Source organism: Mucilaginibacter mali (genome assembly GCF_013283875.1).
Lineage (GTDB): Bacteria > Bacteroidota > Bacteroidia > Sphingobacteriales > Sphingobacteriaceae > Mucilaginibacter > Mucilaginibacter mali.
Genome location: NZ_CP054139.1, coordinates 4,333,319 through 4,345,477, shown reverse-complemented (window position 1 = coordinate 4,345,477; position 12,159 = coordinate 4,333,319). Strand labels below are relative to the sequence as shown.

The 12,159-nt window shown below is 47.3% G+C and carries 11 protein-coding genes; 7 read left to right on the top strand and 4 right to left on the bottom strand.

The annotated features are described in order from the left end of the window. The first annotated feature begins 47 nt into the window (after positions 1-47). From HQ865_RS18235 to HQ865_RS18215, 5 genes are all read left to right on the top strand, one after another. Positions 48-383, top strand: coding sequence for a hypothetical protein (locus tag HQ865_RS18235; RefSeq protein ID WP_173416280.1), 336 nt, complete (start codon positions 48-50; stop codon positions 381-383). A gap of 25 nt (positions 384-408) precedes the next feature. Further along, positions 409-1,290, top strand: a complete 882-nt coding sequence (locus HQ865_RS18230; RefSeq protein ID WP_173416279.1) for a hypothetical protein — start codon at positions 409-411, stop codon at positions 1,288-1,290. A 9-nt stretch (positions 1,291-1,299) separates the two neighbouring features. Then, on the top strand, positions 1,300-1,977 hold the full coding sequence (locus HQ865_RS18225) for a response regulator transcription factor (RefSeq protein WP_173416278.1): 678 nt from the start codon (positions 1,300-1,302) through the stop codon (positions 1,975-1,977). Between the two features lie 3 nt (positions 1,978-1,980). After that, positions 1,981-3,309, top strand: coding sequence for a sensor histidine kinase (locus tag HQ865_RS18220; protein ID WP_173416277.1), 1,329 nt, complete (start codon positions 1,981-1,983; stop codon positions 3,307-3,309). Positions 3,310-3,507: 198 nt separating this feature from the next. Then, a complete protein-coding gene (locus HQ865_RS18215) occupies positions 3,508-3,849 on the top strand; it encodes an MmcQ/YjbR family DNA-binding protein (RefSeq protein ID WP_173416276.1) in 342 nt (113 codons plus the stop codon). A gap of 111 nt (positions 3,850-3,960) precedes the next feature. Here the strand turns inward: HQ865_RS18215 and HQ865_RS18210 are convergent, their stop codons facing one another. The 4 genes from HQ865_RS18210 to HQ865_RS18195 form a co-directional block, all read right to left on the bottom strand. Next, entirely contained in the window at positions 3,961-5,625 is a 1,665-nt protein-coding gene (locus tag HQ865_RS18210; protein ID WP_173416275.1) for a M1 family metallopeptidase, read from the bottom strand. 152 nt (positions 5,626-5,777) lie between these two features. Beyond that, positions 5,778-7,670 carry a CocE/NonD family hydrolase gene (locus HQ865_RS18205; RefSeq protein ID WP_173416274.1) on the bottom strand — a complete coding sequence of 631 codons (1,893 nt, stop codon included), beginning with the start codon at positions 7,668-7,670 and terminating at the stop codon, positions 5,778-5,780. Between the two features lie 156 nt (positions 7,671-7,826). Next, positions 7,827-8,303: a GNAT family N-acetyltransferase gene (locus HQ865_RS18200; RefSeq protein ID WP_173416273.1), complete on the bottom strand. Its 477-nt coding sequence runs from the start codon at positions 8,301-8,303 to the stop codon at positions 7,827-7,829. 92 nt (positions 8,304-8,395) lie between these two features. After that, positions 8,396-9,688 (bottom strand): hypothetical protein, encoded by a 1,293-nt coding sequence (locus HQ865_RS18195; protein ID WP_173416272.1) that lies wholly within the window; start codon positions 9,686-9,688, stop codon positions 8,396-8,398. Positions 9,689-9,808: 120 nt separating this feature from the next. Here HQ865_RS18195 and lpdA point away from each other — a divergent pair, with 120 nt between their 5' ends. Both lpdA and HQ865_RS18185 read left to right on the top strand, forming a co-directional pair. Continuing rightward, positions 9,809-11,212, top strand: coding sequence for a dihydrolipoyl dehydrogenase (gene lpdA, locus HQ865_RS18190; RefSeq protein WP_173416271.1), 1,404 nt, complete (start codon positions 9,809-9,811; stop codon positions 11,210-11,212). 420 nt (positions 11,213-11,632) lie between these two features. Then, positions 11,633-12,148, top strand: a complete 516-nt coding sequence (locus HQ865_RS18185; RefSeq protein WP_173416270.1) for an Mpo1 family 2-hydroxy fatty acid dioxygenase — start codon at positions 11,633-11,635, stop codon at positions 12,146-12,148. Positions 12,149-12,159 lie beyond the last annotated feature (11 nt).

Sequence of the window (12,159 nt, the reverse complement as noted above, 5' to 3'; positions counted from 1 at the left end):
AGTATTTGTATTAATTTGAGCATGAATTTGTGGGGACCTGATTTTATATGGTAAGACGGTTTTTGTATATTGTTTTTTTATTGGTATCCGTGCCATGTTTATTACTTGCCGATATAAGGCAAAAGGGTAATCAGCATGGCATTGCCTTGCCGCAGGGCATGCTCACCGGGCCTATGGTGAGCATGGTTGCAGATACCGTTAAAACACTAAAATCATCCGCCAAGCCAGATACTAAGGTGAAGGAGGTGGCCAAAGCTAAGAAGCAGCCAAAACCTGAAAAGGTTGATGAAGGAGCCGACGCTAAAAAGGATAAACCCAAAAGACAGCGCCGTCCGGATGGTATGGAACGCCCGCCAGAAATACCCCGCAGAATAGATAATTAAGGATGAATAATAAAAGCCGCAACCAATGAGATACATTTGTGCCCTTACCTTAACTATACTTTGCTTTAATGCCGGGGCGGCAACTAAAAGGCTGTACGTTATTAACGACGGATATGGCCCCGGCCGTGCCGATACAGATACTATTATCCATAAGCAATCGCTTTCATTGGGGATCACTGGTGGTAGTGATGCCAGCTTTTTTGGCCGAACCAGCCCCAAACGCTACCGCTACTATACAGCCGATGCGGTGTATAACTTTAAATCGGGCTTATTTGCTTATGGCACGCTTTGGAAGGTATCGGGATCATACCCTACTATCGATGAGGTTGACGCTGGCGTGGGCTACCTGTATCATATCACCCCTAAACTAAGCGGTACCACCAGCTACACCCACTTCTTTTTCAACCGCAATACGCAGATCATCAAATCGCTATCGACCAATGACCTGAACATGAAGAACACCTACGACTGGAAGCTTTTTAAAACCAGCGTAAGTTTCGATTACCTATGGGGTAAGGCCAACGATATTTTTGTGACGCCATCCATTAATAAGTATATCGAAACCAAGTTTGGTATTTTTGATGATAAGGACTACCTGTCGTTTACGCCGGGCATCAGTATGATATGGGGCACACAAAATTTTGTGGAGAAGTTTTCGAACAATGAGCGTAGCGACCCGGATCCCGAGATCGGCTTCGGGCACGATACCGACGATTTGCGCACCGCGCATTATAACCGCCAGTTTAAGCCGATGAACTATAGTTTTAAACTGCCTATTGCTTACAACAGGCCGCATTATACCATCGAGGCTAATACACGCTACTCCATCCCGGTAAACGTGGAGGGGCAGCTGAAAAATCATAAGGAAGTGTTTTTTTACCTAACCTTTTATTACCTTTTTTATTAATAAAGCATTATGAATGTTTTAATTGTTGAAGACGAAAAGGCACTGGCCAGCGAACTGGAAATTTTCCTGACAGGGAATAATTACCTGTGCGAAACCTGCTTTAACGGTACAACCGCATCGGAAAAGATAGCGGTAAATAAATACGATTTTATACTGATAGATCTTGGTTTGCCCGACTACGATGGACTTGACCTGCTAAAGGAAGCCAAACAAAGCAATGCCGAGGCCGCCTGCCTGATCCTTACCGCCCGTGCCGAGGTGTACGACCGGATCAAAGGCCTGGATATGGGGGCTGACGATTACCTGCCCAAGCCATTCTCGCTGCTTGAACTGCAAAGCCGCATGCAGGCTATTATGCGCCGCAAATTTGGCATTAAAAACAATACGGTAAAATTGGGCAGCTTCAGCATCGACCTAACCGACCGTACCATTTCACATAATGGCGTCATGATCAGTGCCATCACCAAAAAGGAGTTCGATCTGATCGCTTACCTCATCCTGCACAAAAACCGTACACTTACCCGCCCGCAATTAAGCGAACATATTTGGGGCAGTGTGGTTAATGATGATTATGACAGTAACTATATCGATGCGCATATTAAGAACATTCGCAAGAAATTAAACGTATACGAATCGCCTGACTGGCTGGAAACCGTGCGCGGTTTGGGCTACAGGATAACGCTGTAAGTATTGAAACTTCAAACTAAGCTTACTTTATTCAATACCGTATCCAAACTGGTAATTGTGCTGCTTTTTGTGGCGCTGCTGCCTTCGCTTATCAAAACCATTAACCAAAATTATACCGATACCCGCCTGCGCAAGCAAAAGGACAAAGTGCTGCAGGTGGTGCACAACAAGGGCATCAAGTTTTTTATTGAAGATAACGAAGCTTATGCCAGCTACACCCCGCTAAAGGAAGAGTATGTGAGTATTGAGTTTGCCCCGCCCAACGAATTGCTGGATACCATCCGTAACGAACGCCGGGCAGTTGAGGGCGATACCATCCGCTACCGCATTTTAAGCCATACCTTTAAAATTGATAAAGTTAATTACCTGCTGGAGGTAGCCAAAAGCGTAAATACCATTGGCGAAACAAGCACGCCCCTGCAAAATATAGCGTTTGAGGTGCTGCTGAGCATGGTGATCCTCACCATCCTGGCCGACCTGTTTTACTCTAACTATGTATTGCGCCCGCTGAGCCTGATTATTAAAACCAAGCTGCGGGGACAGAAGTTCCCCAATTTTGCAGCCTATAAAAAGGTACAGACCAGTACTACCGACTTTGAGTACCTGGACATGAGTATCCACGAAATGATAGAAACCATTGAGCGCACGTTTCAAAAGGAGCGGGAGTTTATCTCGAATGCATCGCATGAGTTGATGACGCCGATATCCATCCTGCAATCGAAGATAGAAAACCTTTTTGAGCAGGAGGATGTGTCGGATGAATTGAAGATCAGTCTGCTGGAGATGCAACGCATCCTGAACCGTTTGAAAACCATTACCAAAACGTTGCTGCTGATATCGCAAATAGAGAACGAGCAGTTTTTAAAGGAGGATACAATTGGCGCCGATGAACTTTTGCAGGATGTTTACGATGAGATCTCCATCCGCCTGCAGCAAAAAGATATCACTTGCGAGATACAGCTGCCGGCTAATGTAAGGTTGAAGAGCGTAAACAAGTTCCTGCTGTTTAACCTGTTTTTTAACCTGGTGAATAATGCCATTAAGTACAACAAGGAGGGCGGCACCATTACTATCAGCGGGCAGCCGGTTAAGGGTGGCTTTATGTTAAGGGTGGCTGATACAGGTATAGGGATAAGCCCCGAACAGCTGCCGCATATTTTTAACCGCTTTAAAAAATTCCGCCAATCTATGGCGCAGGATAGTTTTGGGCTGGGTTTGCCGATAGTGAAATCCATCGCCGACTTTCACCACGTGCATATCAATATCACCTCCGAGGAAAATGTGGGCAGTACTTTTGAGCTGACCTTTCCGGATGATTTGGTGGGGGTGTAAGTCGTTAAAGATGTTCAACAAATTGTCATTTCGACGAATCAGTGCAGGGAATGTGTAGGGGGATGAGGAGAAATCTTATACGTTTAGTTTAAGCACATTGATAATACATGTTGTATAAGATTTCTCCTCGCGCTAACACACAGGTCAGCCCCGCTCGTTCGAAATGATATTTAGTATAAAACTCAAGACAAATTTATCATGAATATCGAACAACTCCGCGCCTTTTGCCTGTCGCTGCCATCAGCTACCGAAGATGTAAAATGGGAGCAAGACCTGTGCTTTTGCATCGGCGAAAAAATGTTTTGCGTTACCGGGCTTAACGGCCCGTTCGGGGTAACGTTAAAGGTAAGGGATGATGAGTTTGAGGAATTGAGCACATCGCGCGATATCAGTGTGGCGGCTTATGTCGGCCGCTACAAATGGGTGCACATCAGCGCCGCTGACCGCTTTACGCAGGATGAATGGGAGCATTATATCAGGCAAGCGTATGAGTTAGTGAAGGCGAAATTGCCGAAGGGGATAAGGGCGAAGCTGGGGTAATGCAACAATTACGTCATCCTGAGCGATAGCGAAGGATCCCAAACTATGCATGACCGTTCTGCAATTCGGGGATCCTTCGCTATCGCTCAGGATGACGGTGTTGGGGCGGGCTTAATCAACCAACACCCCGATATAATAGTTAAAAGTATCTACCTCGATATTATCCCTTGTTACCCCAGGCAGATCGACAGGTGCAAAGCGGGTTGAGGGGGTAATGAACTTATACTCGCCGCCCTTAACGCGTACGCGCACCGGCATGTTAAAGCCATTTACATCGGCTATCCAGCGGGCCACGGCACGGCCGTTCTCTACCCTAAACTCCAGTGTAGGGATGTTTTTATAGCGCAGGTACTGGTCGAAAATTGAGGTCAGGTTCATTTTAGCCTGCTCGTTAATATAGCCAACCACCTGCTCGGTAGTTACGGTTTGATGGTAGAAGGTTTTGTTCAGGCCGCGCAATATTTCGCGCCATTTGGCATCATCGTTAATAATGGTGCGCACCATGTTCAGCAGGTTGCCGCCTTTGTAGTACATGTCGCCACTGCCCTCTTTATTTACACCGTAAAAACCAATGATCGGCCTGTCGTTGGCAATGGCGCGGCGGGTGCCATGCACATACTCCTGTCCGGCTTCCTTACTGCCGGTTGAGTGCTCAATAAATAGCGATTCCGAGTAATTGGTGAAACCCTCGTGTACCCACATATCGGCATTATCCTTATCGGTAATGTTGTTGCCAAACCATTCGTGCCCGCTTTCGTGCACTACTATAAAATCCCAGGTAAGGCCCTTGCCGGTACCCGAAAGGTCGCGGCCCAGGTAGCCATTGCGATATTTGTTACCATAGGCCACACCGCTTTGGTGCTCCATACCCAGGTGCGGAGTTTCTACCAGTTTGTAACCATCCTCATAAAACGGATACGGGCCAAACCAATATTCGAAAGCTTTAAGCATCGGTGTTACATTGGCGCCCCATTGTTTTTTGGCTTTATCCAAATTGTATGATAGTGGCCAGAAATCCATCGTCAGCTTGCCTTTTTCGCCGGCGTAGGTTTCGCTATAGTGTGCGTAATCGGCAATGTTAGCTTCCACATCGTAATTGTTGATGGGGTTTGATACAAACCAATCGAAGCGGGTATAGCCGTTCTTCAGGTCGGTTACTTTGCGCAGACGGCCGTTTGATACATCCTTTAAGCCGGTAGGGCAGCTGATACTGATCAGGATACTATCCACCTCGTCGGTCAGCTGATCTTTATTAGGCCACCAGATGCTTGCGCCAACACCCTCGCAGGCGGTGGCTACCCATGGTTTTTTCAGCGAATCGGTAGTGAACACTACGCCGCCATCCCATGGGGCATTTTTAGCAATGGTTGGGTTACCCGAATAGTAAACGGTAAACTCATCCTTACTGCCGGCTTTTATGGTTGCAGGAAAATCAAGGAACACGGCATTAAACTCGCGTTTGTAAGTCAGCTCCTTACCTTTATAAACCACCTTCTCGATAGTGAGGTTAGCGAACAGATCGAACTGTAGTTTATTAAAATCGCGCGTGGCGGTAAACTTAAACAGGTTGCTGCCGCTGATAAATTTCTTATCGATATCAAACTTCACATCCAGGTGATAGTAATTAATATCGTAACAGGTGCGCAATGGCGCGTTCTGGTTGCCATGCAAACTGTCGGCCCGGGTAAATTTATCGCGGGGGGTAAGTAGCTGGGCTTTTGTGGCCGAAATAGCCAGTGTGCATAGCAGGCTAAGGAGTAACGTTGTTTTTTTCATTGTTGATTTATCGGGGCGATTACATCGCGGTAAAAATATCTTATTGTCATGCCGAACTTGTTTTGGCATCCCACATGCAAGGTGAACTATGCAGCCCGATGACCAGTCAGATGGGATGCCGAAACAAGTTCGGCATGACGGGTTGTGTTTCTTTAATTCTCCAGCACCGTCACCTTCACATTCGATGGCGCGGTTCTATCATGATACAAACGCATGGTAGCCGATTGGAAATCCGAATCTTTAGCCTTGTTGATATCTACAAACTTATTCGGGTTACGGTCGCCCAGCGGGAACCAGTAGTGCTGCACCTGGATCATCATACGATGGCCTTTCTTGAAAGTGTGGCCAACATCGGGCAGGTCGTATTTTACTTCGGTTACTTTACCCGGTACAAACGGCTCCGGCTTCTCGAAAGAGTTGCGGAATTTGCCGCGGAAGATCTCGCCGCGCACCAGCATCTGGTAACCGGCCATGATCACCCCTTTTGGGTTTGGCGATGGGTTTGGCGCGTCGTCAGGGTAAACGTCTATCAGTTTAACTACAAAGTCGGCATCGGTACCTGTGGTAGATGCGAACAGGTCGGCCATAACCGGACCAGTAAGCGTGATATCGTCTGTCAATACATCGCTTTGGAAAGTACGTACATCCGGGCGGCGCGAGGCGAAGCGCTGATCGTCTATCATGTACTCGCGGGTGCGGCGGGCCTGTATGCCATCCTGGTAAGGAGTTGGCGCAGATGGATCGATCATATACTGATCGAAGCTGTTAACTACATTTGGTTTGCTGAAGCTCAGTTTGCCGTTTGGCTGCAGGTATATGGTTTTTTCAACCGTGTTTTGCGGTGGCCATTTGGCAAACTTCTTCCACTCGTTGCTGCCGGTGATGAAGATGTTGGCTTCGGGCAGGTCCATGGTGCCTTTATCTTTCAGGTAATAGTTAAAAAAGGGCAACTCGATATTGGCACGGAAGTACTCGCTGGTTTTTTGGCCGAAGTTGATATCGCCAAAAATATCGCCATCGCCGCGCTCCCAGCCGCCGTGGAACCATGGGCCTAATACCAGCATGTTTTTAACAGTTTGCGGGTTTTGCTTTTCGATGGTTTTATACACCTGTTGTGCGCCGTAAGCATCCTCGGCATCAAAGAAACCGCCTACGGTCATTACCGCTGGCTTAATATTGGTTAAGTGTGGCAATATGTTGCGGGCTTTCCAAAACTCATCGTAGTTGGGGTGGTTCATCATATCATCCCAAAACTTAACCGAGTCGCCCAGGAAGTTCTTTTTCAGGTTAGGCAAGGCGCCCTGCTCTAAATAGAATTTGTAGTTATCCTTTACGTTGGTGCGGATCTGGTTTTTGATATCCTGTGGTAAAATTGGCTTAGGACGAGGAACACCGAAACCGGTCAAAAACGCGAAGGCATCCATCTCAAAGAACACGCCTTTGTGGTGAAAATCATCACCCTTGAACCACTCGGTAACCGGTGCTTGCGGCGATACAGCCTTCAGTGCCGGGTGCGCGTTTGGCAGCGATGCGGTAGAGTAGAAGCCAGGGTACGAAATACCCAGTATACCCACCCTGCCGTTGTTGCCCGGTACGTTTTTCACCAGCCAGTCGATGGTATCGTAGGTGTCGGTGCTTTCGTCAATATCCTTAGGGCCATGGTTAGGGCCAAGTTGCGGACGGATGTTTACAAAGTCGCCTTCGCTCATGTAGCGGCCGCGCACATCCTGGTAAACAAAAATATAACCCTCGCGGGCGAACAGCATGTTTTGACCCAATGTGCCGCGCATAGCCTCGCCATAAGGCGAAACGGTATAGGGCGTACGGGTCATTACGATGCCGTATTTCTGGCTTTGATCTTTAGGGACATAAATGGAGGTGAACAGCTTTTTTCCGTCGCGCATGGGGATCAGCTTCTCCATCTTGGTATAATGGTCTTTAATGTACTGCGCATCGGCCTGGGCCTGCGCGTTGTTAAAGCCCTGGGCCATTACCGCTCCGCAACAAAGCAGCAAACCCATTAACAGGGTAGAAATTTTTTTCATGATCAGATCAGTTAAAGTTTTTGGTACTACGAAGTTAAGGTATTGAAATTTATTTGATGTAACAATGTTGAGGGTGGGGATGCGAAGATGAGTTTACACACAAGGTATATCATCCCAAACCAACACTTACAATAAATAGTTGTACCCGACCGCCTCTTACCTATGCCTGCTTCTGCTAAGCGCTAACAATTGTATGCCATAACCATTGTGCTTGTAATTATCCATACGGGTGGTTTCAAAGCCAATGGTTTCGTAAAACTTCTGCGCATTTTTATCGTGCAGTACCACGGCCACATTAATATACAGCAGCAACTTTACTTCCCTAAAAGCGTGCGAAGCTACGGCCAAAGCAAGTTCGCGGGCTAAGCCGCGGCGGCGATGATCGGGGGCTACGTAAAGCTGTATCAACTCATCGCCTGCAAAGCCGGCAATGCCTACCAGGTGGTCATCTTCAAAAGCGCCGTAAGCAAACGGCACCTCCGAATTTTCTCTCAGGCATTTTTCAAGAAACAGTTCGGGCTTTTTATTTTCAATCTCGTAATCTGAGCAGAACGCGTCGGGTTCCGTTTGTAAAGCTGTTAACCGAAGCGCGCGATATGCCGCGGCGTCTGCTGCGTTTAATTGTCTGATCATAACCAAATATAACGGAACACGAATGAAAAACAAATCAGTTAAAATTGCTAAAAATGATGTTAATTCAGCTTTTTTAGCCTTCGGTATTTGCCCTATTTCGCAAACGGATACTCGTTCACAAAATGAAACCCGCGTTTAATCAGTACAGATTTCTGCTCATTAAAGCGCTTAAATTCGGCGCTTAGTTGTCCGGCCGGGCCAATGCCATCCATCCGCAACACGCTATCCTTGCTTAAAGTGTAATTAAAAACGTATTTGCAGGTCGTGTCCTTCATATCGCCCAGGGTGATCGTTTTTTTGGCGGTATCGGCTTTGTAGCTGTAGTTTTTGGCGCTGTCGTTCATCATTACAACAGCCGCCCTGCCAAAGCTGGTGATCTGCAAAAGCCGCCAGCGGGTAGTATCGGTAGTGAGCGGCGCGATGGTATCTTTGTTGAGCACAAAACTTTTGGTATTGAACACGCCGTAAAGTACCGGGTGTTTTACACCCATTCCGTAATTATGATAGCCGCTGATCATATTGTCTACATTGGATAATGTTACATATACGATCAGTACGTATTTAACTACGATCAGGGTAATGTTCTTCCATTTTTTTTGAAAGCGGCGTGGGGTAAGGTTTGCCGGGCCGGTGGTTTTATTAAGGAAGAAAAAGTCGATAAAGCGCTGCATATCTTTCAGTAGGATAACGGTTACCATTAACAGCAGCGCGCTGGCAACAATTTTTACCGGCACATCAAAACAGAAGTTAATGGCTGTAATGTTTGCCGCCACAGTAAAGGCGATAACCGCGCCAAACAATGATGTACGTTTAAACAGCAGCAATATACCGCAACTAACTTCGGCTATACCTGTAAAATAATTATACCCGCGCGAGTATCCCATAAAGGTCCAGGCCAGTGTAAACGGCGATGAATTGCCATAAGGTTCTATCAGTCGCCACGGTGTAGGGGCAGGAAACTGTAATTGAACCACTTTTACCGACCCATAGGCCAGCATAGTGATGCCTACATAATAGCGCAATACGATGATCATCCAGTAGTATAACCGGTCGTAACTCATTTGCCCTTTGCTCAATGCCGTCCATATAGCCGCGCCAATTACCGAGCAGATGGCTACCATGAATAGCACTAACCAATCGTAAGTGGTATCGCCGCTGCCGTTGGTGAATACGGTTAGGGGCCTGGTCAAATGGAACACATGCGCGGCCATCCAAACCATCAGGTTGTGCATGGGGATAATGTAAAGGTCGTACAATTGGTTCAAACCGGGCGCACCGGCATTGGGGAAGAAAAATATGAACAGCGCGAAAAACAAGAATGCGAACCGGAACAGTATTTTTTGGCTGATGCTCCACGGTTGGGCCAGGGTGTTATTGGTTGTCATGATGCGTAGGTATCTAATTGTGACTCATCTAAAATAGAAATTTTACCGTTAAACCATGATATGGTGTACCGCTTTATTTATTAGAATGTTACCTTTGCCCAATTAAAAATACTTTCTGCTATGCAATATGATGTTATCGTTATAGGTTCTGGTCCGGGTGGCTACGTGGCTGCTATACGTTGCGCCCAGTTAGGTTTAAAAACCGCTATTGTTGAAAAATATAACACCCTGGGCGGCACCTGCCTTAACGTGGGCTGTATCCCCAGCAAGGCGCTGTTAGATTCGTCTGAACATTACCATAACGCCGCGCATGCTTTTACCGATCACGGTATCCAGTTAAAAGACCTGAAATTCGATTTTGGCCGCATGATCAAACGCAAGCAGGAAGTGGTTGATGCCAATACCAGCGGTATCACCTACCTGATGAAGAAAAATAAAATTGAGGTACACACCGGTGTAGGTTCGTTTAAAGATAAAAATACCATTAAGGTAACCAAAGCTGATGGCACTGTAGCCGAGATCACCGCCACCAACGTGATCATCGCTACCGGTTCAAAACCATCAAGCCTGCCATTTTTGAAGATCGATAAGAAACGCATCATTACTTCAACCGAAGCTTTAACACTGAGCGAAGTGCCTAAACATTTGGTACTGATAGGCGGTGGCGTTATCGGCCTGGAACTGGGTTCGGTTTATGCCCGTTTGGGCGCCAAAGTATCGGTTATTGAATACATGGATGGCATTATCCCAACTATGGATAAGGCATTGGGTAAAGAACTGCAAAAGGTATTAACTAAACTGGGCATGGATTTTTACCTGGGCCACAAGGTTACCGGCGCTGCCGTAAAGGGTAAAGAGGTGACGGTTACCTTTGATACCCCTAAAGGCGAAAAAGGCGAACTGAAGGGCGATTACTGCCTGGTAGCCGTTGGCCGTGTTGCTTATACCGATGGTTTAGGTTTAGAGAATATTGGCATCACCGTTGAAGAACGTGGCCGTAAGATCCCGGTGAACGAACACCTGGAAACCAGCGTTAAAGGTGTTTACGCCATTGGCGACGTGATTACCGGCGCCATGCTGGCCCACAAAGCCGAAGATGAGGGTACGCTGGTTGCCGAGCAATTAGCCGGCCAGAAACCACACATCAACTACAACCTGATACCGGGCGTAGTTTATACCTGGCCTGAAGTTGCCAGCGTTGGCCAAACCGAAGAACAGTTGAAAGCTGCCGGTGTGGCTTATAAAACAGGCCAGTTCCCATTCAAGGCCAGCGGCCGTGCGCGTGCCAGCGGCGATCTGGATGGCTTTGTAAAAGTACTGGCCGATGCCGCTACCGACGAGATACTGGGCGTACACATGATCGGTCCGCGCGCGGCTGATATGATTGCCGAAGGTGTGATCGCCATGGAGTTCCGCGCCAGTGCCGAGGATGTTACCCGCGCCAGCCACGCCCACCCAACCTATACCGAGGCCATGCGTGAGGCTTGCTTGGCGGCGACGGATAAACGTCCTATCCACATCTAAAATATTTTGGTGATTTCATCGATTTTAGGAGGATTTCACTGATTTTTTTATAAACTGAGAGCGCCCGGCCGTAAGGTGGGCGCTCTCAGTTTTACGCCCCTCTGTCATTGCGAGCGATAGCGCGGCAATCCCATAGGACATGCAACGTGGACCTGCCTATGGGATTGCCACGTCGCTGTCGCTCCTCAATGACATGTTTGTTTTACCGCTGAAGCCTCACCCTGCCCTCTCCAAAGGAGAGGGTTCCAAAGTCTCCCCCTTTGGGGGAGATTTAGAGGGGGCTTTCATCGGCATGTCATAAAAACCATTAGAGGCCGCCGGGATTATATTACTTACAGCAATGACAATAGATATAATATGTGGCTCTACTTGCCGCAACCCCAAAAAAACGCCAACTTTACACATTCCAATTCCTCCGCGATGAAAGAGAAGAAAGCACCATCCGAACCTAAAAAGCAAGTTGATATTTATTTCGATAAATATGCCGAAAGCCATCAGAACTCGACCAACGAACTGATCCACTGGATCTGCGTGCCGCTGATTGTATTCAGCCTGCTGGGCCTGGTGTGGGCTATCCCGTTTCCGCATATCGGTTTTTTGGGTAAGTATAATGGGATGTTCAACTGGGCATCGTTCCTTATCGCCTTTGCTATATTTTATTACTATAAATTGTCGCCTGTGCTATCGTATCTGATGCTCATTATTGTAATGGGCTTTTGCTACGGCATCACAGTGCTGGAGCAATGGCATACCACCGGCGGACCGGCGCTATGGCAATCGTGCCTGGTGGTGTTTGTGCTATCGTGGATCGGGCAGTTTATCGGGCATAAAATAGAGGGGAAGAAGCCCTCGTTTTTAGATGACGTCAAGTTCCTTCTGATCGGCCCTATCTGGCTGCTGCATTTTATTTTGCTGAAACTGAAGATCAGGTATTAAGACGCTTTTTC

Excerpts from the sequence above, each read along its gene's own strand:
- HQ865_RS18235 (WP_173416280.1), top strand. The coding sequence starts at position 48 with ATGGTAAGACGGTTTTTGTATATTGTTTTTTTATTGGTATCCGTGCCA.
- HQ865_RS18230 (WP_173416279.1), top strand. The coding sequence starts at position 409 with ATGAGATACATTTGTGCCCTTACCTTAACTATACTTTGCTTTAATGCC.
- HQ865_RS18225 (WP_173416278.1), top strand. The coding sequence starts at position 1,300 with ATGAATGTTTTAATTGTTGAAGACGAAAAGGCACTGGCCAGCGAACTG.
- HQ865_RS18215 (WP_173416276.1), top strand. The coding sequence starts at position 3,508 with ATGAATATCGAACAACTCCGCGCCTTTTGCCTGTCGCTGCCATCAGCT.
- HQ865_RS18210 (WP_173416275.1), bottom strand. The coding sequence starts at position 5,625 with ATGAAAAAAACAACGTTACTCCTTAGCCTGCTATGCACACTGGCTATT.
- HQ865_RS18205 (WP_173416274.1), bottom strand. The coding sequence starts at position 7,670 with ATGAAAAAAATTTCTACCCTGTTAATGGGTTTGCTGCTTTGTTGCGGA.
- HQ865_RS18200 (WP_173416273.1), bottom strand. The coding sequence starts at position 8,303 with ATGATCAGACAATTAAACGCAGCAGACGCCGCGGCATATCGCGCGCTT.
- HQ865_RS18195 (WP_173416272.1), bottom strand. The coding sequence starts at position 9,688 with ATGACAACCAATAACACCCTGGCCCAACCGTGGAGCATCAGCCAAAAA.
- lpdA (WP_173416271.1), top strand. The coding sequence starts at position 9,809 with ATGCAATATGATGTTATCGTTATAGGTTCTGGTCCGGGTGGCTACGTG.
- HQ865_RS18185 (WP_173416270.1), top strand. The coding sequence starts at position 11,633 with ATGAAAGAGAAGAAAGCACCATCCGAACCTAAAAAGCAAGTTGATATT.